Source organism: Lentzea sp. NPDC102401, assembly GCF_044765805.1.
Lineage (GTDB): Bacteria > Actinomycetota > Actinomycetes > Mycobacteriales > Pseudonocardiaceae > Lentzea > Lentzea sokolovensis.
In genome coordinates this window covers 303834-330053 of sequence record NZ_JBIWKS010000001.1, presented here as the reverse complement: position 1 = coordinate 330053, position 26220 = coordinate 303834, and the positions used below count along the sequence as shown (strand labels likewise).

Genomic DNA, 26220 nt, shown 5'->3' with positions numbered 1-26220 from the left:
CGCCGGGGCGTTACTCGAAGGAGCAGCCGGGGTTCGGTGTGCTGACCGCCAACGGCTCTCCTGCGGGGTTCTCGTAGAACACGGTCAGCACCAGCGGGGCGTCCGTGAGGTTTCGTCCGATGTGGACGTACTCGGTGCCGCTGCGCTCGCTGATGAACTGACCCGGCCCGTACACACCGTCCACCGAGCAGTCGGCGTCGTGGTGGGTCAGCACGCCTTTCGTGACCACGCCTCGCACCGGTCCGGGGTGGTAGTGCCAGCCCGTGGCACCGCCCGGCGCGATGGTGATCTCCCTGATCACGTACTGGGTGTCGCCCAGCGTCTGGTCGAAGATCGTGACGGCGCTGACCCCCCGCCCCGGCGTCGCGCCCGCGACGGCCGGTGACATGACGGCCGACAGGCCGACGACCGCCGTGATCAGAGCGAGCCGGCTGATCGTCCGCATGTGCGTCTCCCCGGGGATGCGGTGGCGGCACCTGCTCCGCCAGCGTGATCGATCTTAGCCAGGTCCTGTTCGGCGTGAGGCGTGCCCGTGAGAGGATTCCGGCTTCCTGGCGGGAGAACAGATGCTCTTACCTGACATCCTTCTTGTTCACGGCGCGTGGCACGGTTCGTGGTGCTGGGAGCTCGTGATCGAGGAGCTGCGGAGCCTCGGCCGCACCGCGCACACCGTCGACCTGCCCAGCTCGGGCTCGCCCGCCGGGCTGCACGAGGACGCGGAGGCCATCCGGCACGCGATCGCGGCGATCGACCGGCCGGTCGCGGTGGTCGGGCACTCCTACGGCGGCTTCCCGGTCACCGAGGCGACGGCGGGCTCGGCCTTCGTGACGCGCCTGGTCTACCTGGCGGCGTGGATGCTCGAAGCGGGCACGTCGATCAGTGAGGCGGCGGGCATGCCACCGTTCGAGACGAAGCTGATCGCTCCGCCGGCCGACGCCCTCGCCGAGTTCTACGGCGACGTCGATCCCGAGATCGCCGAGCGCGCCGTCGCGATGCTGCGGCCGCAGAGCGCCCGAGTGGTCACGGACCGGCTCAGGGCCGCTGGCTGGCTCACGATCCCGTCCACGTATCTGGTGTGCGACAACGACAAGACGATGCCGCCCGCGGTGCAGGAGGAACTGGCCGCCCGCGCGTCGGTGGTGCATCACCTGCCGACGTCGCACTCGCCGTTCCTGTCCACGCCCGCCCCGCTCGCCGAGCTGCTGCACCAGATCACGAAGGATCAGGCGCGCGTGCGCTCGTAGTGCCGTGCGACTCGGGCCCGGTTGCCGCACACGTTGGCGGCGCACCAGACCCGGCGCTTGTTCTCGGCCAGGAACACCATGGAGCAGGCCGGGTTGCCGCACGCGCGCAGCTTCTCCAGCCGCACGGGGTCGGCCAGCAGCCGGATCGCCTCTCCCGCGATCGCGGCCAGCGCCGGATGGCCGTTGTAGTCGTCGTGCCACCGGATCCCGGCCCACGCCTCGCTGCCCCATCCGTCGAGCCTGGGGCTGGTGGGCACCGCGGCGGCGACGGCGTTGAGGTCCGCGATCAGCGCTGGATCCGGCGTGCGCCGGGTCAGGTGAGCGTCGAACAGGTCCTGGAGCACCGAACGCAGCCGTCGGGTCGCGCTCATCGCCGGTGGTGGTGCGGCGGGCAGCCGGTCCGCCTGCAGTGACCACCACTTCGCGTGGTCGGCCTCGTCCGCGAGGAAGTCCCTGACCGGGTCGAGGCACAACGCCCGCGTGTCCACCAGGTCGAGCGCGACGAGCGGCTCGGCGCCCATGGGGAAGCCCGCCGCCTGGAACTCGGACAGTGTCGTGGTCACGCCTCTCCTAATGGTTGAAGCAACGAGTGAGACGTTAGCAGATTCTCGCCAGCGGCGCTTGCGGGAGCAAACCTAACGTGTATACGGTCGTTCTATCCATTAGAACGAGTCGAGGAGACGACATGCCCGCGATCCGCCACCACCACGTCGAGGTCGACGGCCTGAAGGTGTTCGTCCGCGAGGCCGGCGACGCGAGCAGGCCCACCCTGGTCCTGCTGCCCGGCTACCCGTCGAGCACTCGTGCCTACGTGCGGCTGATCGACCGCCTCGCCGCCGACTGGCACACCGTCGCGATCGACTACCCCGGCTTCGGCTCGTCCGACCCGCTGCCGGAGAGCCCGACGTTCGACCGGCTGGCCGAGGTGACCGGCAAGGTCATCGACCTGCTCGGCATCGGCGACTACGCGGTCTACCTGTTCGACTTCGGCGCGCCGGTCGGCTTCCGGATCGCGCTGGAGCACGACCAGCGAGTGAAGGCCGTGATCACGCAGAACGGCAACGCCTACGCCGAAGGGTTCGGCCCCGACGCCGAGGGGTTGAACAGCTGGTGGAGCGACAAGGCCAAGCACCAGGACACCGTCGACTGGGTCGTCAGCCTCGCGGGCACGCGGCACCAGTGGCTCACGGGCGCGAAGAACCCCGAGCACATCGACCCGGAGCAGGCGCTGGCCGACCAGGCCGTCATCGACCTGCCGGGCCGCGCCGACTACATGAAGTCCCTGCTGTGGGACTACCGGACCAACCCCGTCCGCTACCCGTCCTGGCAGGCGTGGCTGCGCGAACGGCAGCCGAACGTTCTCGCCATCTGGGGCCGCAACGACACGTTCTTCATCGCTCCCGGCGCCGAGGCGTACCGCCGCGACGTGCCCTCCGCCGAGGTCGTGCTGCTCGACACCGGTCACTTCGCGCTGGAGGAGGCGGCCGACGAGATCGCCGCGCACGTGAACACGGTGCTGGCCAAGACCTTCGCGTGACGTGACGCAGTGGCTCAACCTGAACGGCACCGCGGCGAGGTACACGTTCCGCGCGGTGACCGAGCAGTGCAGCGGCAACAACCCTGATCGCTCGTGGCGTGACGGCCATCGGGCGCTGATCTGAGCAATACTGCCCATTCGTATTTCAATGCTCGAACGGGCCAATCGATTTTGGAGCGCTCTTGGTGCTTTCTTGGAGTGCGCGGGCAGACTCCTCGATGTCAGTTGCACATCGGAGGGAGGAGCACTCATGGAGAAGACCAAGGCCAAGATGAAGCGAATCACCATTCGCAAGGTGGGCCCGGTTCGCCTCACGGCGGCCGCCTGCTCGCAGTACAACGTCAAGCCGGTCTAAGGCGCGACGCGGATGCGCTGGGCTCCCGAGGCCCGGCGCATCCGGCCCGACGCAGGGGAGGAACGTCGTGACCGAGATCGATCTGGACCGGCCGGTGCCCTTGCATCCGCTGGTGTTCCTGGAAGACGGCGACGAGGTGACGATCGGTCGCCCCGACGTCGACTCGTACGGCATCTTCCCCGGTGAGGGTGCCGCGCTCGTGCGCAGGATGGTCGACGGCGACACCCCGCGCGAGGCCGCTGAATGGTTCGAGCGCGAATACGGGGAAGAAGTCGACATCGAGGACGTCGTCGCCGGACTGGACGAGCTCGACCTCATTCGCAAATCGGGGGAAGTGGCCGCCGAGACGGCGCCCGTGCGTTTCAGCGGACTCGGCGCCGCGTTGTTCTCGCCGGTGGCCTGGTTCGTGTACGCGGGTGTGGCCGTCTGGGGATCGATCGCGATGGTGTTCAACGCGGACCTGCGGCCGACTTATCACAACATCTTCTTCTCCGACTATTACATGGTCATCCAGGTCGGGCTGTTCCTGGCCGCCATTCCCCTTCTTTTCCTGCACGAGTCCTTTCACGCGCTGGCAGGACGCCGGCTCGGCGTCCGGTCGAGGCTGCGCATCGGGCGGCGGCTCTACTTCATCGTGCTGGAGACCTCGCTCGACGGGCTCGTGGCGGTGCCGCGCCGGCAGCGCTACCTGCCGATCGTCGCCGGGCTGCTGGCCGACGTCCTCGGCATCGCCGCGTGCACCATCGCCGCCGACCTGACGCGGCACGCGGACGGCACGCTGTCGGGTCCCGGCCGGTTCCTGCTGGCCGTCGCGTTCGCCGCGCTGCTCCGCGTCATCTGGCAGTTCTTCCTCTACCTGCGCACGGACATCTACGTGCTCGTGAGCACGGTGCTCGGCTGCGTCGACCTGCACGGGGCCGCACTTCTGATGGTCCGCAACAGGGTCCGGCGGTTGTTCGGGAAGCCGGAGACGGACGAGTCGGCGCTGCACCCGGTCGACCGCAAGGTGGCGCGCTGGTACTCGTGGCTCGTCGTCGTCGGCTACACAGCCAGTCTCACGACGTTCGTGCTCGCCGGCGCTCCCGTGCTCTACCGGTTCGTCACCGGCGTCATCGGGCGGCTCACTGGGGACGGGGTGCCCACGGCCCAGTTGCTCGACTCGATCGTCTTCGGCGGCGTGGCGATCGCGCAGTGCGCAGTGCTCGGCTGGCTCATGGTCCGGGAACGCGTGCGGGCACGCCGGGACCGTCGTCTGCACCACGTCATTCACTGAAAGGACGCACCATGGACAGCCGCTACTGGATCCGCGCCGACCGGCGGCGCGACCGGGCACACGCCCTCGCCGCACTGGAACTGCCGCCGATCTGGGCGGTCCTCGACGCCCACCGGCGGCTGCGCGGACCGTACACGGCTGCGGGGTCGCTGCTGCGCCAGATCGCCGACGACCTGCTGGAACGGTGCCCGGAGTTGGGGGAGCGGCACAACATCGAGCTCCTCACGACCACGCCGGAACTCGCGGGCCGGGTGCCGAGCGCCTGGCACACGCTCGAATGGGCCGTGCAGGACGCCGAACGCACCCGTTACTACTCGCGGCTGCACACCCGCAACATCGCGAACGGCCTGGCGGAACTGCTGCGCGACTACCTCACCGCCCTGGGCGGAGGTCCGCGCACCCTCGTGATCGAGAACGCGCATGAGGCCGACGCGTCCGACCAGGAGTTCATCGCGGTCCTGTTGCGCCGCGGCGACATCCCGGACCTCACCGTGGTCGTGGGCACCAGCCGCGCGCCGCTGGCCGACCCGCTCGGCGAGATCGACGTGTCGCTGGCGCAGACGATCGCCGCACACGCTCAGGTCGTCGAAGCCGATCCGGTCCAGGAGAGGTCTCTCGAAGGTGACCTGGCACAGGCCTATGTGGACAGTGACGGCACCGCCGATGACCCGCGCGTGTTCGCCTCCTACCTCGAACTGACCGCCGAGGCCCGTGCCGCGCTGCACGACGCCCGAGCCGAGGAACTCGCGGCGTCCGAGGAGTTCTCGTTGCACCTCGGTGCGATCCCGTACCACCTGGAGCACGGCAGCGACCCCGCCGGAGCGGGCGCGAAGGCGTTGCGCGTCGCGCTGGACCACTGCCACAAGGTCGGGCTCTACCAGGCCGCGGCGGACCACGGCCTGCGCGGGCGGGCGGCAGCCGATCGGGAGACCGATCCCGACCTGTGGTGGCACCTGACGTTCCAGACCGGCATCGTGCTGGCGGCCGTCGGACGCGCCGCCGAAGCGGAGACGCTCTACCTCGAGGGACGCGCCGCCTCCACGGACGCGGCCATCCACCTCGAACTGGCCTACTCCACGGCGATGCTGCACGCGCGGCACTACTCGGAGGCCGAGCGCGACTACGTTCGAGCGCGGGCGTGGATGAACCTGGCGATCGCGATCGCGTCCCAGCTCACCGACCCGAAGAAGGAAGCCTTCCAGTCCGTCTTCACCCGCAACGGGCTGGCACTGGTCGAGGTGCGCGAGCAGAAGCCGGAGGTGGCGCTCGCCCTGGTCAACGACGGCATGGCCAGGCTGGACCGCGACCTGGAACCGGACGAGCACGTGCTGCACCGCCTGGTGCTGCGCTACAACCGGGCGCAGGTCTACGGCGCGATGGGCCGCCTGGACGACGCGCTCGCCGACTACAGCTACGTCCTCGAACGGGATCCGAACTTCCCCGAGCACCACTTCAACGTCGGCAACGTGCTGCGCAGGCTCGGCCGCGACGAGGAGGCGATCGAGGCCTACCGCGAGGCGCTGCGCCTCTCACCGCCGTTCCCCGAGGCGTACTACAACATCGGCGACGCGCGGCTCGCGCTCGGTGACGTCGAGGGCGCGATGACCGACTTCAGCTACGTCATCGAACTGGACCCGCGGCACGTCGACGCCAGGATCAACCGCGCCGGGTACCTGCTCGCCGGTGGTGATGTCGAGGGGGCGTGGCGCGATGTGGCCGCCGCCCTGGAACTGGCGCCGGACAACGCACTCCTGTTGTGCCTCAAGGGCCAGTTGCTGGTCGAACAGGACGAGTACACGGCGGCGTCCGAGGCGCTGGCAGAGGCGGTGCGGCGAAACGACCGGCTCGCGGAGGCGTGGGCGATCCGCGGCACGATCGCGGTGGCGTCTGGCGAACTGACCGACGCGATCAGCTATCTGAGCCGGGCGATCACGCTCGACGACAACCCGGAGGTCCGCTACAACCGCGCTGTCGCCTACGAGGAGTCCGGCGAGCTGGACGCGGCGATCCTCGACTACGACGCGGTGCTCGCGGTGACCGACGACGAGGACGCCCGGCAGCGCAGGGAACTCTGCGCCGCGGCGTCGGTCAGCTAGGAGAACGCCGTGACAGCAACGGAGAACGTGGCCGCCGCACGGCCGGCGGCCACGTTCACCGACGCCATGAGCAGGCTGGTCTCCGGACTCGCCGTGGTCACCACCCGTCAGTCGAGCGGCCGGCCGTGCGGGCTGCTGGTGTCCTCGATCTGTTCGTACAGCGTCGATCCGCCGTCCGTGCTGGTGGTGGTCGACCACGCTTCTCGGTGCCGCGAACCGTTGACGCACTGCGCGGAGTTCGGCGTGCACGTGCTCGGCAGCGCCCAGGAACGCACCGCGCGGACGTTCGCGAGCCGCGGCGCGGACAAGTTCGCCGACATCGCCTGGGAGTGGGACGGAGCCGTGCCAAGGCTGTGTGCGGCGCCGATCTACCTGCGCTGCAACGTGACCGCGATGTTCGATCACGGCGACCACACGATCCTGATCGGTGAAGTCACCCGCACCGAGGTGAGGGAGGCCGAGCCGCTCGTCTTCTACCGCCGCCTGTTCGACTGGCGGCTAAGGGGAAACGGTGTGCGCCAGCTGTAGTCCGGTGAGCACCCGTTCGTGCCGGTGTCCCCGGTCGAACGGGTCTTCCCCGTTGAGGATGAGCTGGTGCAGGGCCCGGAGCCGGGGCCCTGGCTCGATTCCGGCCTGGCTCGACAGCAGCCGGTACGCCCTGGCGTAGGCTGTCAACGCGTCGGCGCGGCGTTCGGCCTGGCACAGCGCGAGCATCAGCTGCTCGTGAAATCTCTCCCACAAAGGGTATGTGCGGCACAGCTCTTCGAGATCGAACACCGCCAGGTGCCCGTCACCGTTGCAGAGCATGACGTCGAACCTGTGGCGCAGCACCTCCAGGTACTCCCGTTCCAGTCGCGAGATGTCGAGGTCGAACGCCCCCGTCTCGCGCAGGTCCGCCAGCGGAGCACCCCGCCACAGGCCCACGGCCACGGCGAACATCTCCCGTGCCCGCGCGCAGTCGCCGGCCGCCATCGCCACCTGGCCCTGTCTCGCCAGGTCCCGGAACCTGGTCAGGTCGAGCTGGTGCGGTTCCAGGCACAGGACGTACCCGGACGGCCGCGTGTTCAGGAAGGGATGCGACGTTCGCGAGCTCACCCAGCTCGGCGTGAGCACTCGCCGCACCGCCGTCACGTAACCGTGCAGCGCGGCGACGGCCGACCTCGGCGCACCCCGCGTCCACAGCTGGTCCACGATGCGGCTGGTCGGCACGAACTCGTTGGCGTGCAATGCGAGAAGCGCGAGCAACGCCCGTTGCTTCGGCGCCGTCGGCGTGCAGCGGCGGTTGCCTCGCGACACTTCGAACGTACCGAGAACCCGGAACTGCGGCGGTTCGTCTCCCGGTGCCACGTGAACGCCACCTCCCGGTATGTCCGACTCCGAGAGTGTTCACCAGCCGACGGTCTTTGAGGTAGTGGTCGCACCGAAACTGCCGGTTCGACCTATGTCGTGGTGGACCAGGTGATGGGTAGCGCGTCGACAGCGCGGGGGATCCCTTTCCTGGCAACGGAGATCCAGGAGCGGCAACCCGACGCAGTGCGTCGTCCCCTAGGCGGAACCGGCTGGCGCCAAGCGTTGTAATGGGTGAACACGCGCCGCGCGATTTGAGACGGCGCGCGAAGTCGTGGCTCGCGAACAGACCTTCCTCGAGTGCTGCGCCGAACGCCGGTTCGGCGGCCGAATCCCGCCGAACCTGCGATGTCGTCGTGGACCGGCCTCAGCGCCTTCACCTGGTCGAGCAGGCCGAGATTGCCGGCGCTCACCCAGTGCCCCGAACGGCGGTGCCGCGGCTCAGCGCGATTCCACTGTGGACGTCCAGGGCGGACCTGCGTGGCCGGTCCGCGGCCGCTCAACGCAGGGCGGCCTCGATCGCCTCGGTGATCGAGGCGTCCTCGGGCTCGGTGCGCGGGCGGAACCGGGCGAGGACCTGCCCGTCACGCGAGACGAGGAACTTCTCGAAGTTCCACTGCACGTCACCGGCGGTGCCGTCGGCGTCGGCGTGCTTCGTGAGCTCCTGGTAGACGGCGTGCTGACCGGGGCCGTTGACCTCGATCTTCTCGTACAGGGGGAACGACACCCCGTAGGTGGCCGAGCAGAACGTGGCGATCTCCTCGGACGTGCCCGGCTCCTGGCCCATGAACTGGTTGCACGGGAAGCCGACCACGGAGAAACCTTCGGTCCCGTACTTCTCCTGCAGCCGCTCCAGACCCGCGTACTGCGGGGTGAGGCCGCACTTCGATGCGACGTTGACGACGAGCGTCACCTTGCCCCGCAACGCGCTCAGGTCGCCGGGCTCGCCCGCGAGAGTGTGCACCGGGATGTCGTAGATCTCCATGCCACCAACGTAGTTCATGTCTTCTTGGGGCCGGGAGCGGGCACGATCCGCGTGCTCACCGAGGGTGGGGGAGCGGCGAGTCCCGGTCCGCCCGCGTCCACCCAGTCGATCACGCCCCGCACCGCGTCGTCGTCCAGCACGGACCCGACCCACACCGGCTTGGCCCCCGCGCCCCGTGCGGCGGGGCTGGGCTGCACCACGACCACGTTCGACACCTCGCACGCGTCCAGGCAGTCGGCGACCCGGACGTCCGCGAGCTTCGCGCGCAGCGCCTGGAGCTGGCGGTCGTGGTCGACCTCGGGGTGCTTGCGCTCGGTGCCGCAGCAGCAACCCCGGCAGACGGTGATCCGTGACGTCATGATCACCGTTCTACCCAGTCGGCGGTTCGTTGCACAACGAGCACATTCCGCTGGCCGTCCGGCGACATCGCCGCGTCAGAGTCGAAGTCGTGGCTGGTAAAGGAAGTTGGATGGCGCTCCTGCTCGTGATGGTGACGGCCTGCACACCCGCAGGGCCGCGGTCCACGAGCGCGCAGGTGCGGGTGACCGAGGACGGCAGCATCCCGAAGAACGAGAGCATCTCGCTGGACGACGGCGAGCACGCCGCCATCGCGAAGCTCGACCCCGCGCTGCTGACGGCGATGCGGAAGGCCGCGGCGGACGCGAAGCTCGCCGGGGTGGAGCTGCGGGTGACGTCGGGCTGGCGCAGCGCCGAGTACCAGCGGCGGCTGCTGGACGAGGCCGTCGAGCTGTACCGCAGTGAGGAGGAGGCCCGGCGGTGGGTGCTCCCGCCGGAGAAGTCGGCGCACGTCACGGGCAAGGCGATCGACATCGGACCTACGAACGCCGACGACTGGCTCATCCAGCACGGCGCGGACTACGGGTTGTGCCAGGCCTACGCCAACGAGATGTGGCACTTCGAGCTGCTCACGACTCCTGGCGGCCAGTGCCCGCAGCCGCAGTCCACCTAGCGCCCGTGGATGACGGCCAGGGCGTGCTCGCGGGCCGGTGCGCTCAAAGTGGTGTTGAGCTGCTCGAACAGGGCTTCCGCGGTCACGCCGTTCCAGCCGGGAGGCAGCAGGGACAGGGGGAGCCCGGGGTCGCTGTAGGGCAGCCGCCGCCACGCGGTCAGCATCGGCACGTACGTCTGGAAGGCCTGCTCCGGTGACAGCACCCCGGCGTCGAGGACGGGCCGGTGGCGGCGCAGGAAGTCCGCGTACAGGTCCGTCAGCTCGTCGAGGTCCCACCACGCGCGCACTTTTGAGCGCAGGTCGCCGAACGCGAAGTGGTGGCCGCTGAAGATGTCCACGTACTCGGACAACCCGCGGCGTTCGAGGGTGCGGCGGGTCTCGGTGGCGAGGTTGCCGGGTGCGATCCACACGCCGGGCGCCGTGGTGCCGAAGCCCAGCTGGGTGAGGCTGGTGCGCAGGGCGTGGCGCTTCTCGCGTTCGGACTCGGGCACGGAGAACACGACCACGAGCCAGCCGTCCTCGGCGGTCGCGCGGCGGCGTTCGAAGATCCGGGTGTCGCCCTCGGCCAGCGTTTCCAGGGTGGCTTCGGCGAGGGCGTAGCCGGCGCCGTCGCGGCGTTCGGCGCGGACCACGCCACGACGCTTCAGGCGGGAGATCGACGAGCGCGCGGCCTGGCTCTCGACGCCGAGATCGGCCATGAGCTGCACGACGGAAGCCACGGACAGCCAGTTGTGCTCGCCACGCGCGTAGAGGCCGAAGATCGTGATGATGAGCGGGCCGAGCCGGTCGCGCCCGGCGGGAGCCGCGGCTTCCACGGTCATGTCCGCGACGTTCAGTGCCCTCTCCCTCATCTCGATCGACCGAGCTTAACGCGCGCCGAGATCGGTCAGCGTGACGGTGTTGCGCAGCTCGCCCAGCCCGCTGACCCGCGTCACGACGACGTCTCCGTCGCGCAGGAAGAGTTGAGGCTCGCGGGCGTTGCCGACGCCGCTGGGCGTGCCGGTCAGGATCACGTCCCCGGCGCGCAGGGTCATGCCGTGGCTGAGCTCGGCGATGATCTGGGCGAACGAGAACGCCATCTGCGCGCTGGTCGCGTCCTGCAGCAGCACGCCGTTGACCTCGCACTGCACCCGGAACCCTCCGAGGTCGTGGATCTCGTCGACGGTGGTCAGCCACGGGCCGAGCGGCATGGTGGCGTCGAGGCTCTTGCCCTTGAGCCACTGGCCGCCGTGCGCGCGTTGCAGGTCGCGCTGCGAGACGTCGTTGGCGACGAGGAAGCCGAACACGTGGTCCAGCGCCTTCTCCTCCGGGATCGACCGGCCGTCGCGCCCGATGACCATCGCGATCTCGGCCTCGTAGTCCCACTTCTGCGACAACGAGGGGTCGTAGGCGATGCCGTCGGAAGGTCCGATGACGGTGTCCGGGCCCTTGGTGAAGAACGTGGGCCGCAGCGGCCGCTCCACCGGATCCTGTCCCTCGCGCTTGCCCTTCGACTCCTCGAAGTGGTCCCAGTAGTTCCAGCCCGTGCACAGGATGTCGCGGTTGAAGCGGTGCAACGGCGATTCCAGCCGCACGTCAGCCAACGGCAGCACCTCGGCGGTTTCGACAGGGGCGCCCCGCACGACGTCGTCGACCGTGCACGACAACAGCGCGATCGACTCACCGTCCACGACGCCGCCACGACGCACGCCGTCGACGGTCACTGAAGCCAGCCTCACCCGTGAACCTCCCTGAATATCGCGTTCATGTTTCGTAGATCATGAAAACGCTATCGATTCAGCTGGGCCTGACCAGCCGGTCCTCCGGGATCACGGCGACGCCGAGGATCTCGATGAGGGCCTCTGGCTGCCACAACGCCGTGCAGCCGATGCCGGCCATGGCCGGGTAGACGGGCCCGGCGAGCTCGCGCCACACCTTGCCGATCTCCCTGCCGTGCGCCTGGTAGTCCGGGATGTCGGTGAGGTAGATCGTGATGCTGACCAGGTCTTCCGGCTCGCCACCCGCCGCGCGCAACGTCGTCAGCACGTTGCCGAACGCCTGGCGGAACTGCTCGACGATGCCGCCGGGAACGATCTTCATGTCGGCGTCCAGGGCGGTCTGCCCGCCCAGGTGGAGGGTGTTTCCGGCGAGCGTTCCGTGGGAGTACCCGCTCGGGGCGGGCAGGCTGGCCGGGTTCACTGCTACGGGCCTCATGCGTATTGACAATATCTGACGACGGTGAAGAATGCGATATATGGAGCCCGACCTCAGCAAGTACCGGCTCGAAGGCGACAACTCGATGTACCGGCTGCCCAGCGGACTGGTCGCGCCGGTCGTGACGCGCGGCGGCGCCGAGAACCCGGACACCGCGAACTCCGGTGGCGCGATCCGGATCTCGGGCGTGAGCATCCAGCACACCCCGGCCACGCGGTTGTGGTTCGGCAAGGTCACCAACGAGCCCGGCTACCGCTCGGTCTCCCACCACCACGGCGAGGCCGAGACCGGCGGGTACGTGCTGTCGGGCCGCGCGCGGATCTACTTCGGGGAGAAGTTCGAGGACTACCTCGACATGGAGGAGGGCGACTGGGTGTTCGTCCCGCCGTTCATGCCGCACATCGAGTGCAACCTCGACCGCAACAACCCGCTGACGTGGATGACCACGCGGACGCCGGAGAACATCGTCGTGAACCTCGACGACGTCCCGGACGCCGAACTGCGCGACTGGCTGACCCGATGAGCCCGACCTCGGCGGTCTTCACCGAGGCCATCACGCTCGAGAAGGCCGAGCCGGAGCACTTCGATCTCGCCTTCACGGCCGTCACCCAGCCCTGCCCGTGGCCCAAGGCCTACGGCGGGGACCTGGTCGCCGCCGCGGCGGCCGCCGCCATGCGTTCGGTCACCGACGGCAAGACGCTGCACTCGATGCACAGCTACTTCCTGCGCCCGGCCGACATCGGCGCGCAGGTGCGCTACGAGGTGGAACTGCTGCGCGACGGCCGCGGTTACAGCACCCGGCAGGTCCGCGGCTACCAGAACGGCAAGCCCCTCTACGTCTGCCTGGCCAACTTCGCCGCGGGCGAGCCAGGCGGCAGCTTCCGAGCCGAGTTCACCGACGACCTGCCCGGTCCCGAGGAGTTGCCCAGTTCGGCGGACTTCCTCGCCGAACGCGCCGGCGGGTCGATGACCGAGGAGTCGAAGGCGTACTGGGCGGGTGGCCGCAGCTTCGACATGCGGCACGTGCCCGGCCCGGTCTACCTCGCGGTCGAGGGCGAGAAGGTGCCGCACCAGGCCGTGTGGATCAAGCCGTTCGACCCGCTGCGCCCGGTCGACGGACTCACCGACGCCCAACGGGACCTCGCGGCGCTCGCCTACGTCTGCGACTACACGATCCTGGAGCCCGTCCTGCGTGTGCTCGACCTGCCGTGGGCCCGGCCGGGACTCGTCACCGCGAGCCTCGACCACTCGATGTGGTTCCACCGCGAGGGTCCGATCGGCGACTGGCTGCTCTACGTCCAGGAAGCCGTCGCCGCCGACGCGGGCAGGGGACTGGGCCACGGCCGCTTCTTCACCCGCGATCAGCAGCACCTCGCCACCGTTGCCCAGGAGGGCATGATCCGCGCTTCCTGACCCGCCGCCCGCGGAAGGACTCACCATGGACACCTTCGCTCGCGATCACCTCCCACCCGCGGCGTTATGGCCGACGATCGAGTTCACGACGCCGGAGCTCCAGTACCCGGACCGCCTCAACGCCGCCACCGAGCTGATCGACGTCCCGGCGGCGAAGTACGGCGCCGACCGTGCGGCGTTGCGCACGCCCGCCGGCGAGGTCTGGTCCTACGGCGAGCTGCGGACGCGTGCCAACCAGATTGCGCAGGTGCTGATCGAGGACTTCGGTCTCGTCGCGGGGCAACGGGTTCTGCTGCGCTCGCCCAACACCCCGTGGACCGTCGCCGCGTGGCTCGGCGTCCTCAAGGCGGGTGGTGTGGTCGTGACGACGATGGCCGCGCTGCGCACCCGTGAACTCGAGCCGATCGTCGAGCGGACCCGTCCGGCGATCGCCTTGGTGGACCAGCGGTTCGCGGAGGACGTTCAAGCCCTGCCGTCGCTGACCGTGGTCGCGTACGACGACCTCCAGGTGCTCGCCGCGGTCAAGCCGGGGGAGTTCACCGCGGTGGACACGGCTGCCGACGACGTGGCTCTGCTGGCGCCGACGTCCGGCAGCACCGGCTCGCCCAAGATCACCGCGCACTTCCACCGCGACGTCCTGTCCATCGACAACACCTTCGGCCGGCACGTGCTGCGGCTGACCGAGAACGACCTCGTCGCGTGCACGGCGCCGTTCGCGTTCACGTTCGGCCTGGGCATGCTCGTCGTCTTCCCGTTGCGGGCCGGTGCCTGCGCGTTCCTGACCGAGGCGGCCACGCCCGCCCAGGTCGCGGATCTGGTGGAGGAACACGGAGTCACGGTGCTCGCGACGGCGCCCACGGCGTACAAGGCGATCCTGCGCGATGGCACGGAAGGAAAACTCGCCGGACTGCGGATCGCGGTGTCGGCCGGCGAACACATCCCGCAGGAGACCTGGCGACGGCTGCACGACCGGCTCGGACTGAGGGTGATCGACGGCATCGGTGCCACGGAGTTGTTGCACATCTTCATCTCCGCCGCCGGCGACGACATCCGGCCCGGCTCCACCGGCCGGCCGGTGCCGGGCTACCGCGCCACCGTGCTCGGTCCCGACGGCGAGGAACTGGGCCCTGGAGAGCCGGGACGACTCGGCGTGATCGGCCCGGTCGGCTGCCGCTACCTCGACGACGAGCGGCAGAAGGACTACGTGGTGAGCGGCTGGAACGTCACCGGTGACGTTTTCCACCGCGACGAGGACGGCTACTTCCACTACCACGCCAGAAGCGACCACATGATCGTGTCATCCGGTTACAACATCGGCGGCCCGGAGGTCGAGGAGGCCATCGACACCCATCCGGACGTGCTGGAATCCGCCGTCGTCGCCAAACCCGACGACGAACGCGGCTCGGTCGTGTGCGCGTTCGTGGTGCTGCGCGACGGCACGCTGGGGGACGACGCCAAGGCGCGCGAGATCCAGGACCACGTGAAGCGGACCATCGCGCCGTACAAGTACCCGCGCGAGGTGCGGTTCCGCACGTCGTTGCCGCGCAACGCCAGCGGCAAGTTGCAGCGCTTCACGCTCCGCAAGATCGTCGAGGACGAGGTGCCGTCATGAAGGTCGCTCCCCAAAGGATCGCCATCGTCGGCGGTGGGCCCGGTGGCCTCTACTTCGCCGCGCTGATGAAGCAGCTCGACCCCGCGCATGACGTCACCATCTGGGAACGCGACGCATCCGACGTCACGTTCGGCTTCGGCGTGGTGTTCTCCGACGAGACGCTCGGCGGGATCGAGAACGCCGACCCGGAGTTCGCCGACGCCATGGCGCGCCGGTTCGCGCGTTGGACGGACATCGACATCCACTACCGCGGCGAGAGCCACACCGTCGGCGGGCAGGGGTTCGCGGCGATGAGTCGCAAGGAGCTGCTCGGCCTGCTCCAGCAACGGTGCCGCGATCTCGGCGTGGTCGTGCACTTCTCGACTCCCGCGCCCGCTGTCGACGTCCTGCGCGAGTCGTACGACCTGGTGGTTGGCGCGGACGGCGTGAACTCGGTGGTGCGGCGGTCTTCTGACGTCTTCCACTCCACTGTGGACCCGCGTCGCAACAAGTACATGTGGCTCGGTACGGACCTGGTCTTCGAGGCGTTCCAGTTCTTCATCAAGGACACCCCGTGGGGGACCATGCAGGTCCACGGTTATCCCTACTCCGACAGCGGTTCCACGTTCATCGTCGAGATGCACGAGGACGTCTGGCGCCGCGCCGGTTTCGACACCGGCGAGGAGTTCCCGCCGGGTGCGTCCGACGAACGCGCCGTCGAGCGGGTCCGTGAGCTGTTCGCCGAGGAACTGTCCGGCCATCAGGTGTTCGCCAACAACTCGAAGTGGCTCAGCTTCACCACCGTGCGCAACGAGCGCTGGCACGACGGAAACCTCGTCCTGGTCGGCGATGCCGCGCACACCGCGCACTTCTCGATCGGCTCCGGCACCAAGCTCGCGATGGAGGACTCGCTCGCCCTCGCCGCGTGCCTGCACGAACATCGCGACGTCGAGACCGCGCTGACGGCCTACGAGACCGAGCGCCGACCCGTCGTGGAGTCGACGCAGCGTGCCGCCCAGGCGTCCCTGGAATGGTTCGAGAACATCGGCATGTACGCCGGCCAGGAGCCGACGAGGTTCTGCTTCAACCTGCTCACCCGGTCCCGCCGCATCACCTACGACAACCTCCGCACCCGCGACTCGGAGTTCGCCGACCGCGTCGACGCCGCTTTCGCCGCCTCCCAAGGACTTCCGACCACGGCGCCGGCGATGTTCCAGCCGTTCCGCCTGGGACAACTGGAACTCAAGAACCGCGTGATCGTCTCGGCGATGGACATGTACTCGGCCGTCGACGGCGTGCCGGGCGACTTCCACCTCGTCCACCTGGGCTCGAAGGCCATGGGCGGCGCGGGACTGGTGATGACCGAGATGGTCTGCGTCTCGCCGGAAGGACGCATCACGCCGGGCTGCACCGGTCTGTGGACCGACGAGCAACGCGACTCGTGGGCGCGGATCGTGTCGTTCGCACACGAGCGGAGCACCGCCCGCATCGGTCTCCAGTTGGGCCACTCCGGCCGCAAGGGCTCGACCCGCCTGATGTGGGAGGGCATGGACGAGCCGCTGCCCGAGGACAACTGGGACGTCGTCGGCCCGTCACCGCTGCCGTACGGCCCTGGGAACGCCGTCCCGGGCGAAGTCGACCGCGAGCGGATCACCGCCGAATTCGTGGCGGCGGCGCGACGCGGTGCCGAAGCGGGCTTCGACCTGCTCGAACTGCATTGCGCGCACGGCTACCTGCTGTCGTCGTTCCTCTCGCCGATCGCGAACCAGCGCACTGACGAGTACGGCGGCTCCTTGAGCAACCGCCTGCGGTTCCCCTTGGAGGTGTTCGACGCGGTCCGCGCGGTGTGGCCCGCGGAACGGCCGATGATCGTGCGCATCTCCGCGACCGACTGGGTCGACGGCGGCAACACCGAGCACGACGCCGTGGAGATCGCCCGCGCGTTCATCGCTCACGGCGCCGACGCGATCGACGTCTCCACCGGTCAGGTCACGGCGGACGAGCGCCCGGCGTACGGTCGCAGCTACCAGACACCGTTCGCCGACCGGATCCGCCACGAGGTCACCGGGGCCGCTGTGATCGCGGTGGGCGCCATCGCCTCGTACGACGACGTCAACTCCATCCTCCTGGCGGGTCGCGCCGACCTGTGCGCGCTCGGCCGCACGCACCTCTACGACCCGCACTGGACCCTGCACGCGGCCGCGGAACAGGACTTTCGCGCCGAGTGGCCGGTCCAGTACCGGGCGGGCAGCCGCAAACCGCCGTCGGCGCGCACCGACGCCGTCCGGCCGAGGTTGTCGCTGCTGCGGGCGGACCCACCGGACCGCAACGTCCACCTGCGCTGGACGCCGCATCGCGAGCATTCGGTTCTCCGATAGGCACATCGACCGCGTTCAGGTGAAACTTCATTCGGCTATGAATTGGAATCTCTTGTCCGGTCACATGTTCCTAGCATCCGCATTGGTCTGATGGGGCAGACCTCCCACGCACGCGGGTGAGGGGGTTTTTCGAGCACGGGCGCGATCCCTAGCGTCGGCGGTCAGTTTCCCGAACTCCGCCACCGCTGAAGGGACCTGCTCGTGCGAAGACGTTTGCCGGCAATGCTGCTAGCGGGCGTGCTCGCTGGCAGCACGCTCACGGCCGCCGTGCCCGTGGCCGCCCAGCCACCCGTTTCCACGCTCACCAAGTCCGTGCAGGGCGTGTCCGATCCCGCCTCCCACGGCGACAACGCCACCTGGGTCGTGTCCTATGCGAACGGCGCCAACGGTGCCGCCACGATCACCGACCCCATCGGCCCCGGCCAGACCCTCCTGGCCGGTTCGCTGCAGGTGCCGCCGGGCTGGACCGGCACCGAGGGCAACCCGGTCACCGCCACGAACCCCAACGTGCGCAACGGTGGCAAGGCGTTGTCCAGCCTGCTCACCCCACCCGTGCAGGCCAGTGCGAGCTCGACCGGCGGTGACGGCTTCACCCCGATCCTGCAGCGCACGCCGGACGGCCGCCTGCAGGCGTGGAACGTCTACCACCACTCGGCCGCCGCGGCCCCGAAGCTGGTGTGCACCGACCTCACGACCAACGCGCTGTGCGCGGGCGGTCCGTGGCCGAAACCGCTCAACACGGCATCCGGTCCGTTCGGCACGGGCAACACCGGCGACATCGCCAGTCCCATGGCGCCGCAGTACGTCCGCGACTCGGCGAACCCCGCCCGCGTGTACTACTCGGCGGTCACGGCCTCGTCGATCGGTGTCGGCTGTCTCGACCTGGCCGCGCCCGGCAACTGCGGCTACTGGCCGTTGACGAACCGGTCCGGGCAGACGTTCGAGATGGCGGGACTCGTCCAGATCGGTGGAAACCTCTACGGCGTGGCGAACTCCGGCCAGGTGCTGTGCTGGACGCCCGCTTCGCAGAGCGCGTGCGGGGGCCAGCCCTACGCGCCGATCGTGCCGTTCACCAACCATGGCGGCTACTACCTGGGCGCGCTGGCCGTCGCCGGAGGAAAGCTGTTCGCGTCGTCGTCCAACATGAACAGCGGTACCCCGGTGATGGGTTGCTTCGACCCCGGTACGACGAGCGCCTGCGCCGGCTGGCCGTCGCCGAAACCGCTCGGGCCCGCGGCCAACTACCAGTACAACGCCTTCACCGCTTACGGCACAACGGGTGCGGAGACCGGTGCGTGTGCGAGCACGGCCGGCGCCACGAACGTCACCACCTGCTACGCCGTCGACGGTTCGCCTCTGCCCAACGGCGTGACCGGACTGGAGAGCAACACCCTGGTGTTCACTCCGGAGGTGGTCCGCACCGGCGACCGCGTGCGCAGCTACTTCGGCATCTGGGGTGGCCCGTACATCGGCGCGACGGTCTGCCACGACTGGAGCACCGGGACGTCGTGCGCCGGCGTGCCCTCGCGCATCACCCACCCAACCGTCAACAACGGCAACACCAGGGATTACGGCTACGCCTATGACGCTCCCACCGGCTGTCTGCTCGGCCTGGGTGACGCGGGCGTGCTGTTCTCGATGGATCCTGACACGGGGGCGTCGCCGTGCGTACGCAGTGGCGCCTCCGTGTCGCTCAACCCCGCGCAGTTCTACTGCGACGGCAAACCGCACACCACCACCTACACCAAGGCGCGGCTCGTCGGCGTGACACCGGCGAACGTGAACCTCGGCGCGTCCACAGTGAAGGCCGTGGACGGTGGCGGAAACCCCGTCACCGTACCGGGTTTGGCCCCTGACGGGACGGTCGACCTGACCGGCGTCACGGCGGCCTCGCTGACGCTCACGGCGTCGCTGGTGCTGAACAACGCCGCGGACTTCGGTGGCGGCAACCAGCCGTCACTGGCCGTGGAGTTCAACGGCGACGCGCCGCAGGTGTGCTTCCGCACCACCATTTCCGCGGAGTGCGCGGTCACGTCCGTCGCGAACACGGCGAACGGAACCGACGCGACCGGCGCGTTCTCGTCCAACACGGTGACCCGCCAGGTCGCACCGGGTGCGGGATGCATGCCGAACGTGGTGGTGAACAAGGAGATCTGCGGTTCGTACACACCCGCCAACTGCAAGGCGGGCGGTTCTGGCCCGTGGCTGAAGCAAGCGCCCGTGGGCGTTCTCGGCCTGCTGAACGCCACGGCGTACTGGCGGATCACCGTGACGAACAACGGCCCGGTCGCGATCGTCGACGCCCACTTGGTCGATGACGTGGAACCGGCCTGCCAGACCGGGCCGTTCACGCTGCAGCCCGGTGAGTCGAAGCAGGTCCACTGTTCGACCTACGCGCTGCTGTCGCTGTTCCCCTTGACCAACAAGGCGAAGGCGAAGTACACGCCGGTCAACGGGACGCGCGTGTACAGCGACTGGTCGTCCGCGAAGGCCTGTTCGCTGCTCTGCGTGCTGGGCTGAGTCGTCAGTGGAGGAGCATCAGCCGAACTCGGCCAGACAGGTCAGGACGGCCGGCACCCGGCGGTGCTCCTCCACGTCGGCGGCCGGCCCCAGCTTGGCCATGATGCTGCCGATGTGGGTCTCGACCGTGCGTTCGGTGAGCCAGAGCCGCCGCGCGATCGCGACGTTCGCACAGCCCTCGGCCATCAGCCCGAGGACCTCGCGTTTCGCGCGGGGTGAGTGACCCGGTGGCGGGCCGGCCGAGCAGCCTGCCCACCACCTCCGGGTCGAGCGCCGGGCGACCGGCGGCGACGCGCGTGACCGGCGCCGCCGACGAGGTGCCGGCCCCGCAACCCGTCGGAGAAGGCCGCGTTCGTGGAGTGGTCCGAGATGTTGTCGGTCTACATCCGCCTCAAGCGCGGCCTCGGCGACACGCTGCACAGCGGGGCGGCCCAGGAGATGGTCCGGGCGTCCTGGGGGCTGGCCACCGCGGCGGTCACGAAGCTCGTCGACGCCTGCGCGGCCGAGGGCGCGATCGCGCCTGGTCATGACCCCGCGGACATCATCAGGCTGATGAGCTTCCTCCGGCGCGTCCCGAACAACGACATCGGCGTGGCCCAGGGGCGGCGCCTGATCGCCGCCGTGTTCTCAGGCTGGAGAACGCGCCGAAGCCGCTCTGATCAGCCCTGCGCGAAGATCGCCAGCGGATCGGTGTGCCGGGGCGTCCAGCCGAGTTCGGCCTGGGCGCGTGCCGGGGTGAATCGCTGGTCCAGCGCGAACGCGTCCGCGATCGGACCCATCTGCGCGCGGGCCTCGTCGAGGGAGAGCGAGACGGTCTTGCCCTCCAGGCCGGCTCCATGGCTGATCGCGGTGGCGATCTCGTACGTGGTCGGGTCCACTCCGCCGACGCCGTTGTACACCGAGCCGGCTTTGGCGTTCAGAGCTGCGACGTACAACTCCGCGAGGTCGTCGACGTGCACGAGCGACCAGTGGTTCGTGCCGTCGCCGAGGTAGGCGATCGCGCCGCGTTCCCTGCCGGGCCGGGTGAAGAAGATGTCGATCAGGCGGTTCTCGCCGCCGTACAGCAGACCGGGCCTGATCACGACCGACCTGCCACGTGGGAGGACCTTCTCCTCGACGCCCTTGCGCCACGCGACGATCGACGGCGGGTTCCAGGCGGCGTCCTCGTCGGCGATGCCGTCGGTGTCGCCGTAGACCCAGGTCCCGCCGGTGTGGACGTACGTGCCCGCGCCGATGCCGTCCTGCATCGCGGTGGCGGCGGCGAGGTCGGCCTCGGCACTGTCGGCCTGCGCGAGGTGGATGACGGCGTCCGCGCGGCTCGCGGCGGCGGTGAGGACGTCCAGATCGGACAGTCCGCCGCTCACCGGCGTCGCTCCGGTCTCGCGCACGGCCGCCGCTGACGTGTCGGTGCGGGCGAGTGCCTCGACGACGTGCCCGTGGCGCAGGAGAGCCGCGACCGCGGCCTTGCCGATGTAGCCGGAGGCCCCGGTGATGAACACCTTCATGGCGATTTCCTTCCTTCGTGGTGCCTCCAGCCTCTGCGGAGTTCGGCGGACCGTCCAAGACCTGCCAGGTCGTCCCTCATACCCGCAGGGCATCGCACTCGAAGGTTCGGGTAATCTGGATGATGAGAACATCCCAAATGCATTCGGCGGGAGTGGCGATGGTTCGGCTGACTCGGGTGCAGCAGCAGGCGCGCACGCGTGCCGCGGTGCTGGCGGCGGCGAGGGAGGAGTTCGCGGAGCACGGTTTCGTGCCTGCCAAGGTCGACCGGATCGCCGAGCGGGCGGAGCTGACGCGCGGCGCGGTGTACTCGAACTTCCCGAGCAAACGGGCCCTGTACCTGGCCGTGCTGATCGACCAGATCGAGAAGGGCGCCTCCGGCGAGCCGCGGGCGTCCGTGTCGCCGTCGTCGAGGGTCGACGCGCTGGGCGTGTTCGCGAGGGTCTGGCTCGAACGGCTGCCGCTGGTGGGCGACTCGGCACCGGGCGGGCGGCTGCAGTTGCGTTCGCTGGACGGCGTGTTCGAGGACGAGCACGGTCCGGCGGTGCTGGCACAGTTGGCGCGGTTGGAGGCGTTGCTGCTGGCCATCGCCCTGGAACGCGGTGCGCCGGTCCGGCAGGTGCGGCTGGCCGAGCTGGTGCTGACGCTGCTCGACGGGGCGGGGCACCGGGCCGAGACGTCGCCGGGGTTCGGCGACCCGTTCGACGTGGCGCACGCGTGCCGGCACCTGGGCACGATCGACCTGAAGGACACCTGGGCTCCTCCGCACCTGCCCTACGTCGCTCCGGCACGGACGTGCGCGGACGCCTGGACCGCCCCCGAAGGTCTCGTGGACCAGATCAGCGGTGACGAGGTCGACCTCTCGGACGGTCTCGTGGTGGTGCTGGGCGCGGGGCGCCTGGCTGCGGCGGAGGAAGCCGTCCGGTCCGGGAAGTCCGGCGAACAGGTCACGGTGGTCGTCGTCACCGGCGACGCGGAGGAGACCGGCCGCCTCGTCCGGCTCCGGGTGAGCGATGCCGTCGGGTGCCTGCGCAGGGTGTTCGCGCCGGAGGCCTGGCCGCACGTCCGGCTGGTGCTCGACGACGGCGCGCTGGTGGCGTCGTCGATCGGCCTCACGGATCCCGGCGACGACACGGAGTCCGCCGTCAGCGTGCGCGACGGCGTGATCGTCGCCCGAGCTGATGGGCGCGGCGCGGGCCATGCGGCCGGTGCGCGCAGGCGGGAGGCGACGTCGTGAGCACGAACCTGTTGGTGTTGCACGCGTTGCGTTGCGTCGGCACCACCGGACTCACCCGCGTGGCGTCGTTCACGGGGCTGGAAGAGTCCGAAGTGGAGTCCGAGCTGATCGATCTCGCGGTCGCCGGTCTCGTCGCGCACCACAAGGGCTTCGGCGGCTGGGCGTTGACCGAGTCCGGCCGGGCCGCCGACGCGTCCGGCATCAAGGCCGAGCTGGAGTCGGCCGGCACCCGCCCCGCGCTGTCCGAGGCGTTCGACGCGTTCCTCGTGCTCAACCCCGAACTGCTGGACCTCTGCACGGCGTGGCAGGTCCGTTCCGTCGACGGCGTCGTCAACGACCACACCGACACCGCCTACGACGCCCGAGTACTCGCCTTGTTCGCTGACTTCCACGCCCGCGCCGTAGTGGTCATCGCCGCACTGACCGCAGCCGTCCCGAGGTTCGCCCGCTACGAACCACGCCTGGCTCTCGCTCTGGCCCGTGCGCAGGCGGGGAAGCTGGAGCACCTGGCCGACACGATCGACTCGTTCCACACGGTGTGGGCCGAGCTGCACGAGGACCTGCTCGCCACGCTGGGAATCGCCCGATGGTCTGGGTGAGACACCTCTCCGCAGCGCTCGACGAACCGCCGGAAGTAGTGGGAGGCAAGGCTCACGGCCTCGTGCTGCTGCACCGCCTCGGCCTGCCGGTGCCCGCCGGCGTCGTCGTCACCACCGAGGCCTGCCGCGCCTTCCTCCGCGACGGCCGGCTACCCGCCGGCTTGCGCGAAGAGCTGGCAACCGCCGTCGACACACTGGGCGCGTCGGTCTCGGTGCGCTCCGGCGCAGCCGTGTCGATGCCCGGCATGATGGACACGATCCTCAACCTGCACCCCACTCCCGAGGCTCTCGACGAGGCGCTGAAGTCGGTGTTCGCGTCGTGGGACACACCTCGCGCCCGCACCTACCGCACCCTGCACGGCATCCCGCACGACCTGGGCACCGCCGTGGTCGTGCAGCAAATGGTGTTCGGCGACCGCGACGATCACAGCGGCTCCGGAGTCGCCTTCAGCCGCGATCCCGACACCGGCGCCAACGTCCCGTTCGGCGAAGTCCTCTTCGGCCACCAGGGCTCCGACGTGGTCTCCGGCCGCTCGCTCACCCACCCCGTCCGCGATCTGGCCGACCGCGAACCACTGGTGTGGCAGGGACTCCTGGCCGCACTGCGCCGCCTGGAACAGCACTACCGCGACGCCTGCTACGTGGAGTTCACCTACGAGTCGGGCGAGCTGTGGCTGCTGCAGGTGAGGCCGGGCCGTTTCACCGGAGCCGCCGCCGTCCGCCTGGCCACCGACCTCGCCGACGAGCACCTGATCGACCGTGCCGAGGCACTCCTTCGCGTCTCGCCCCAGCACCTCCAGCACGTGCGCACGTCCCGGATCGCCCCGGATGCCGACGTCATCGCGCGCGGACTGGGCGTGTGCCCGGGAGTGGCGTCGGGCCGGGTGGCGGTCACGGCCGACGAGGCGGTCCGCATGGCGGCCGACGGCCCGGTGGTTCTGGTGCGGCCGGAGACGTCACCGGCCGACATCCGCGGCTTGGCGGCGGCCACCGGCATCGTCACGGCGCGGGGCGGTCCGGCCAGCCATGCCGCGGTGGTCGCGCGGTCGATGGGCAAGCCCGCCGTCGTGGGGGTGGTCGATCTCGTGGTCGGCGCCGAGTCGGTGACGGTGGGCGGGCGCGTTGTCGGGGTGGGAGAGCTGATCAGCATCGACGGGACCGGCGGCGAGGTCGCTCTCGGTCGGCCTCGCGTCGTGACGGCGGCTGAGGATCTTCATCTGCACCGGCTGCTCGGCTGGGCGGACGAGGTGTCGGGGGACCGGTCGGAGCGCGGCGAGTCGGAACGCCTCGTCGCCGCACAGGCCGTGCTTCGGAGTCGGCGGCCGGGCTGATCGTTCGCTGTTGGCGGGCTGGTGAGCACCGCGGCGCGCGTTCTGGTGCTCCGGTCCGACCGGCAGCGAAGCTGACGCCGCGCTCCTGGTCGGCGGCCGGGCTGGGTTCTCGTTGTTCTGGCGGGCCGGTGACGGGTTCGGCGCCCACTTCGAGCGCGGTGACGGTGTGCTCTGCGGTCTCGGTGAAGTCTGCGGCCAGGCCGCCGTGCGAGACGGGGTGGCTGGTCTCGTCGAGGTGAGCCGCGCGGAGGGACCGGCGGCGTCAGCGGTTCGGCCGTGGGCTCACGGTCGCGGGCCCTGGCCGAAGCCCGTCCAGCGCAGCTCCTCCGGCAGGTGGCTCATGTCGTTGTACAGCACCAGGGTCGGCGGAGTGCCGGTGCGCTGCTGGATCACCGTCAGCGCGGTGTTGCCGCAGCTCATCGCCAGCCATCGGGCGGGCGGGGCGCCTAGGGCGTCGCGCACCAGCCACGCGACCTGGTAGGCGTGCGTCACCAGGACCTCGTGCGATTCGGTCTCGGCGGGACGGGCGAACCGCTCTACCAGCGCCTGTGAGAGGCGTGCGCCGGTAGCGGCTTCCGCTGCGTCGAAGCCGTCGAAGAAACCGGCCCACGCCGCGGGCATCTCCTCCGGCACGTGCGGTACGTGGTCCACCAGTTCGGCTGCCTCGGCCACGGTGGCGTTAGGCAGGTGTTCGCCCAGGATTCGTGCGGTGCTCACGGCTCTGGCCAGGGGTGAGTGCCACACGGTGTCGATCGGCAGGCGGGCCAGGCGTTCGCCGAGCAGGTGCGTTTGCTGTTCGCCGGTGCTGGTGAGTTCGCCGAACGGGTCTGCTGCGCCGTGCCGCACGACGTAGAGGTGTCTGGTCGCCATGTCGTCCCCCCAGGTTGTGAACATCCGGATGGTATCAACATCTGAGGTGTCGAAATGAGTCGATAGTCGTATCGAATGCGCTGCTGCGGACGGGTGAACTGTCGGCCACTCGTCATGCAGCGTGTTTGAGGCCGTTCGACCATTGCTGCGTTGTAGTGACACAAAGTGGTGCGCGGGGCGCATTCCAGTCGGGGCCGACTGTGGAGGAGGCAGGGAGTCGATGCAGCGGCTCGACGACGTGCAGGCCAGGGAAGTGACCCTGGCCGCCGTGGGCGCGATCAACAGGCGTGATCACCGGTGGTCCATCGAGGCCGTGCGGTGTCTGGCATCGGACGAGCGGTTGAGGATGGTCGCGATCGACACGTGCGCGGCGATCCTGCTGCGCGGCGTTCCGCGCGGATCGCTCGATCCGTCCGTCCGCATTCCGGTCTCCGTGCCGGCGACGCCGGGCGAGGAGATCCCCGCGCAGGCGGCCGAGGTGGCCTCGGAGGTGCTGAGCGGCCTGGCTTGCGGTGACGACGGACGCGTCGTGGTCGCGCTGGGGGTGCTGGCGGAGGAACAGCGGTTCGACGCGCTGCTGGTGCTCGTGCGCGCCGCTGCGGCGTGGATCGACACTTACGTGGGCATCGACGGTGACACGGTGGACGCCTATTACGCGATTTCCAAGGCGGAGACGACCTGACAGGCAGTGGAACCTCTCTCCGCCAACGAATCGCATGAAAGTCCTCTCGCCGTTGTGCAGACTCGCCGCGCCGCCCATACGGTCGTTGCGGGAGGT

The 26220-nt window shown here is 69.7% G+C and carries 27 protein-coding genes; 16 read left to right on the top strand and 11 right to left on the bottom strand.

The annotated features are described in order from the left end of the window. Nucleotides 1–10 precede the first annotated feature (10 nt). Nucleotides 11–445 (bottom strand): cupin domain-containing protein, encoded by a 435-nt coding sequence (locus ACIRG5_RS01630; RefSeq protein WP_402898528.1) that lies wholly within the window; start codon nucleotides 443–445, stop codon nucleotides 11–13. Between the two features lie 121 nt (nucleotides 446–566). On the opposite strand from ACIRG5_RS01630, the gene ACIRG5_RS01625 reads away from it, so the two are divergent. Further along, entirely contained in the window at nucleotides 567–1244 is a 678-nt protein-coding gene (locus ACIRG5_RS01625; protein WP_402898526.1) for an alpha/beta fold hydrolase, read from the top strand. Here the strand turns inward: ACIRG5_RS01625 and ACIRG5_RS01620 are convergent. Further along, on the bottom strand, nucleotides 1223–1807 hold the full coding sequence (locus ACIRG5_RS01620) for a CGNR zinc finger domain-containing protein (protein WP_402898523.1): 585 nt from the start codon (nucleotides 1805–1807) through the stop codon (nucleotides 1223–1225). The two genes, ACIRG5_RS01625 and ACIRG5_RS01620, sit on opposite strands and share 22 nt — an antisense overlap. A gap of 122 nt (nucleotides 1808–1929) precedes the next feature. Here ACIRG5_RS01620 and ACIRG5_RS01615 point away from each other — a divergent pair, with 122 nt between their 5' ends. From ACIRG5_RS01615 to ACIRG5_RS01595, 5 genes are all read left to right on the top strand, one after another. Then, nucleotides 1930–2781 carry an alpha/beta fold hydrolase gene (locus ACIRG5_RS01615; RefSeq protein WP_402898520.1) on the top strand — a complete coding sequence of 284 codons (852 nt, stop codon included), beginning with the start codon at nucleotides 1930–1932 and terminating at the stop codon, nucleotides 2779–2781. A 1-nt stretch (nucleotide 2782) separates the two neighbouring features. Beyond that, nucleotides 2783–2905, top strand: coding sequence for a hypothetical protein (locus ACIRG5_RS01610; RefSeq protein WP_402898517.1), 123 nt, complete (start codon nucleotides 2783–2785; stop codon nucleotides 2903–2905). Nucleotides 2906–3203: 298 nt separating this feature from the next. Further along, a complete protein-coding gene (locus tag ACIRG5_RS01605; RefSeq protein ID WP_402898514.1) occupies nucleotides 3204–4409 on the top strand; it encodes a hypothetical protein in 1206 nt (401 codons plus the stop codon). A gap of 11 nt (nucleotides 4410–4420) precedes the next feature. After that, on the top strand, nucleotides 4421–6505 hold the full coding sequence (locus tag ACIRG5_RS01600) for a tetratricopeptide repeat protein (RefSeq protein WP_402898511.1): 2085 nt from the start codon (nucleotides 4421–4423) through the stop codon (nucleotides 6503–6505). 9 nt (nucleotides 6506–6514) lie between these two features. Continuing rightward, nucleotides 6515–7033, top strand: coding sequence for a flavin reductase family protein (locus tag ACIRG5_RS01595; protein WP_402898508.1), 519 nt, complete (start codon nucleotides 6515–6517; stop codon nucleotides 7031–7033). Here the strand turns inward: ACIRG5_RS01595 and ACIRG5_RS01590 are convergent. From ACIRG5_RS01590 to ACIRG5_RS01580, 3 genes are all read right to left on the bottom strand, one after another. Beyond that, the gene (locus ACIRG5_RS01590) at nucleotides 7004–7852 is read right to left on the bottom strand and encodes a BTAD domain-containing putative transcriptional regulator (protein ID WP_402898505.1); all 849 of its coding nucleotides are present in this window, start codon (nucleotides 7850–7852) and stop codon (nucleotides 7004–7006) included. The two genes, ACIRG5_RS01595 and ACIRG5_RS01590, sit on opposite strands and share 30 nt — an antisense overlap. Before the next feature lie 499 nt (nucleotides 7853–8351). Beyond that, nucleotides 8352–8837, bottom strand: a complete 486-nt coding sequence (locus tag ACIRG5_RS01585; protein WP_319974899.1) for a glutathione peroxidase — start codon at nucleotides 8835–8837, stop codon at nucleotides 8352–8354. Between the two features lie 14 nt (nucleotides 8838–8851). Beyond that, nucleotides 8852–9196 carry a hypothetical protein gene (locus tag ACIRG5_RS01580; RefSeq protein WP_402898504.1) on the bottom strand — a complete coding sequence of 115 codons (345 nt, stop codon included), beginning with the start codon at nucleotides 9194–9196 and terminating at the stop codon, nucleotides 8852–8854. Nucleotides 9197–9306: 110 nt separating this feature from the next. Between ACIRG5_RS01580 and ACIRG5_RS01575 the strand changes: the two genes are divergently transcribed. Next, a complete protein-coding gene (locus tag ACIRG5_RS01575; RefSeq protein WP_402898501.1) occupies nucleotides 9307–9807 on the top strand; it encodes a M15 family metallopeptidase in 501 nt (166 codons plus the stop codon). On the opposite strand, the gene ACIRG5_RS01570 is transcribed toward ACIRG5_RS01575, so the two are convergent. The 3 genes from ACIRG5_RS01570 to ACIRG5_RS01560 are packed head-to-tail and all read right to left on the bottom strand — an operon-like array spanning nucleotide 9804 to nucleotide 12000. After that, entirely contained in the window at nucleotides 9804–10658 is an 855-nt protein-coding gene (locus ACIRG5_RS01570; RefSeq protein ID WP_402898498.1) for a PaaX family transcriptional regulator C-terminal domain-containing protein, read from the bottom strand. The genes ACIRG5_RS01575 and ACIRG5_RS01570 overlap by 4 nt on opposite strands. Nucleotides 10659–10673: 15 nt before the next feature. Beyond that, nucleotides 10674–11525 (bottom strand): fumarylacetoacetate hydrolase family protein, encoded by an 852-nt coding sequence (locus ACIRG5_RS01565; RefSeq protein WP_402898496.1) that lies wholly within the window; start codon nucleotides 11523–11525, stop codon nucleotides 10674–10676. Between the two features lie 58 nt (nucleotides 11526–11583). After that, the gene (locus ACIRG5_RS01560) at nucleotides 11584–12000 is read right to left on the bottom strand and encodes a RidA family protein (protein ID WP_402898493.1); all 417 of its coding nucleotides are present in this window, start codon (nucleotides 11998–12000) and stop codon (nucleotides 11584–11586) included. Between the two features lie 40 nt (nucleotides 12001–12040). Here ACIRG5_RS01560 and ACIRG5_RS01555 point away from each other — a divergent pair, with 40 nt between their 5' ends. The 5 genes from ACIRG5_RS01555 to ACIRG5_RS01535 all read left to right on the top strand — a co-directional run bounded on the left by ACIRG5_RS01555 (nucleotide 12041) and on the right by ACIRG5_RS01535 (nucleotide 19902). Next, nucleotides 12041–12523: a cupin domain-containing protein gene (locus tag ACIRG5_RS01555; protein WP_402898490.1), complete on the top strand. Its 483-nt coding sequence runs from the start codon at nucleotides 12041–12043 to the stop codon at nucleotides 12521–12523. Continuing rightward, complete coding sequence (locus ACIRG5_RS01550) at nucleotides 12520–13413, top strand: acyl-CoA thioesterase (protein WP_402898488.1); 894 nt, start codon at nucleotides 12520–12522, stop codon at nucleotides 13411–13413. Before ACIRG5_RS01555 ends, ACIRG5_RS01550 begins: the two co-directional genes overlap by 4 nt. A 25-nt stretch (nucleotides 13414–13438) precedes the next feature. Then, on the top strand, nucleotides 13439–15025 hold the full coding sequence (locus tag ACIRG5_RS01545; RefSeq protein ID WP_402898486.1) for an AMP-binding protein: 1587 nt from the start codon (nucleotides 13439–13441) through the stop codon (nucleotides 15023–15025). Further along, the gene (locus ACIRG5_RS01540) at nucleotides 15022–17382 is read left to right on the top strand and encodes a bifunctional salicylyl-CoA 5-hydroxylase/oxidoreductase (protein WP_402898483.1); all 2361 of its coding nucleotides are present in this window, start codon (nucleotides 15022–15024) and stop codon (nucleotides 17380–17382) included. Before ACIRG5_RS01545 ends, ACIRG5_RS01540 begins: the two co-directional genes overlap by 4 nt. 201 nt (nucleotides 17383–17583) lie before the next feature. After that, the gene (locus ACIRG5_RS01535; protein ID WP_402898480.1) at nucleotides 17584–19902 is read left to right on the top strand and encodes a hypothetical protein; all 2319 of its coding nucleotides are present in this window, start codon (nucleotides 17584–17586) and stop codon (nucleotides 19900–19902) included. A gap of 18 nt (nucleotides 19903–19920) precedes the next feature. Here ACIRG5_RS01535 and ACIRG5_RS01530 read toward each other — a convergent pair whose 3' ends face one another. Next, entirely contained in the window at nucleotides 19921–20430 is a 510-nt protein-coding gene (locus ACIRG5_RS01530; protein ID WP_402898479.1) for a LuxR C-terminal-related transcriptional regulator, read from the bottom strand. Nucleotides 20431–20561: 131 nt separating this feature from the next. Then, entirely contained in the window at nucleotides 20562–21407 is an 846-nt protein-coding gene (locus ACIRG5_RS01525; RefSeq protein WP_402898476.1) for an NAD-dependent epimerase/dehydratase family protein, read from the bottom strand. Nucleotides 21408–21565: 158 nt separating this feature from the next. Here ACIRG5_RS01525 and ACIRG5_RS01520 point away from each other — a divergent pair, with 158 nt between their 5' ends. Genes ACIRG5_RS01520 through ACIRG5_RS01510 form a run of 3 tightly spaced genes read left to right on the top strand, consistent with a single transcriptional unit; the run spans nucleotide 21566 to nucleotide 24572 of the window. Further along, the gene (locus tag ACIRG5_RS01520; protein ID WP_402898473.1) at nucleotides 21566–22642 is read left to right on the top strand and encodes a TetR family transcriptional regulator; all 1077 of its coding nucleotides are present in this window, start codon (nucleotides 21566–21568) and stop codon (nucleotides 22640–22642) included. After that, nucleotides 22639–23241, top strand: coding sequence for a transcriptional regulator (locus ACIRG5_RS01515; RefSeq protein ID WP_402898470.1), 603 nt, complete (start codon nucleotides 22639–22641; stop codon nucleotides 23239–23241). The genes ACIRG5_RS01520 and ACIRG5_RS01515 overlap by 4 nt, the downstream gene beginning before the upstream one ends. Next, the gene (locus ACIRG5_RS01510) at nucleotides 23229–24572 is read left to right on the top strand and encodes a PEP/pyruvate-binding domain-containing protein (RefSeq protein ID WP_402898467.1); all 1344 of its coding nucleotides are present in this window, start codon (nucleotides 23229–23231) and stop codon (nucleotides 24570–24572) included. Before ACIRG5_RS01515 ends, ACIRG5_RS01510 begins: the two co-directional genes overlap by 13 nt. 282 nt (nucleotides 24573–24854) lie before the next feature. Here the strand turns inward: ACIRG5_RS01510 and ACIRG5_RS01505 are convergent, their stop codons facing one another. Beyond that, nucleotides 24855–25442 carry a histidine phosphatase family protein gene (locus tag ACIRG5_RS01505; protein WP_402898465.1) on the bottom strand — a complete coding sequence of 196 codons (588 nt, stop codon included), beginning with the start codon at nucleotides 25440–25442 and terminating at the stop codon, nucleotides 24855–24857. 220 nt (nucleotides 25443–25662) lie between these two features. Between ACIRG5_RS01505 and ACIRG5_RS01500 the strand changes: the two genes are divergently transcribed. Beyond that, nucleotides 25663–26124 carry a hypothetical protein gene (locus ACIRG5_RS01500; protein WP_402898462.1) on the top strand — a complete coding sequence of 154 codons (462 nt, stop codon included), beginning with the start codon at nucleotides 25663–25665 and terminating at the stop codon, nucleotides 26122–26124. Nucleotides 26125–26220: the final 96 nt, after the last annotated feature.

Coding starts and splice junctions, on each gene's coding strand:
- ACIRG5_RS01585 (WP_319974899.1), bottom strand. CDS start 8,837: ATGGAGATCTACGACATCCCGGTGCACACTCTCGCGGGCGAGCCCGGC.
- ACIRG5_RS01615 (WP_402898520.1), top strand. CDS start 1,930: ATGCCCGCGATCCGCCACCACCACGTCGAGGTCGACGGCCTGAAGGTG.
- ACIRG5_RS01555 (WP_402898490.1), top strand. CDS start 12,041: ATGGAGCCCGACCTCAGCAAGTACCGGCTCGAAGGCGACAACTCGATG.
- ACIRG5_RS01625 (WP_402898526.1), top strand. CDS start 567: ATGCTCTTACCTGACATCCTTCTTGTTCACGGCGCGTGGCACGGTTCG.
- ACIRG5_RS01510 (WP_402898467.1), top strand. CDS start 23,229: ATGGTCTGGGTGAGACACCTCTCCGCAGCGCTCGACGAACCGCCGGAA.
- ACIRG5_RS01520 (WP_402898473.1), top strand. CDS start 21,566: ATGGTTCGGCTGACTCGGGTGCAGCAGCAGGCGCGCACGCGTGCCGCG.
- ACIRG5_RS01525 (WP_402898476.1), bottom strand. CDS start 21,407: ATGAAGGTGTTCATCACCGGGGCCTCCGGCTACATCGGCAAGGCCGCG.
- ACIRG5_RS01530 (WP_402898479.1), bottom strand. CDS start 20,430: ATGACCAGGCGCGATCGCGCCCTCGGCCGCGCAGGCGTCGACGAGCTT.
- ACIRG5_RS01630 (WP_402898528.1), bottom strand. CDS start 445: ATGCGGACGATCAGCCGGCTCGCTCTGATCACGGCGGTCGTCGGCCTG.
- ACIRG5_RS01545 (WP_402898486.1), top strand. CDS start 13,439: ATGGACACCTTCGCTCGCGATCACCTCCCACCCGCGGCGTTATGGCCG.
- ACIRG5_RS01600 (WP_402898511.1), top strand. CDS start 4,421: ATGGACAGCCGCTACTGGATCCGCGCCGACCGGCGGCGCGACCGGGCA.
- ACIRG5_RS01540 (WP_402898483.1), top strand. CDS start 15,022: ATGAAGGTCGCTCCCCAAAGGATCGCCATCGTCGGCGGTGGGCCCGGT.
- ACIRG5_RS01560 (WP_402898493.1), bottom strand. CDS start 12,000: ATGAGGCCCGTAGCAGTGAACCCGGCCAGCCTGCCCGCCCCGAGCGGG.
- ACIRG5_RS01575 (WP_402898501.1), top strand. CDS start 9,307: ATGGCGCTCCTGCTCGTGATGGTGACGGCCTGCACACCCGCAGGGCCG.
- ACIRG5_RS01580 (WP_402898504.1), bottom strand. CDS start 9,196: ATGACGTCACGGATCACCGTCTGCCGGGGTTGCTGCTGCGGCACCGAG.
- ACIRG5_RS01505 (WP_402898465.1), bottom strand. CDS start 25,442: ATGGCGACCAGACACCTCTACGTCGTGCGGCACGGCGCAGCAGACCCG.
- ACIRG5_RS01570 (WP_402898498.1), bottom strand. CDS start 10,658: ATGAGGGAGAGGGCACTGAACGTCGCGGACATGACCGTGGAAGCCGCG.
- ACIRG5_RS01500 (WP_402898462.1), top strand. CDS start 25,663: ATGCAGCGGCTCGACGACGTGCAGGCCAGGGAAGTGACCCTGGCCGCC.
- ACIRG5_RS01550 (WP_402898488.1), top strand. CDS start 12,520: ATGAGCCCGACCTCGGCGGTCTTCACCGAGGCCATCACGCTCGAGAAG.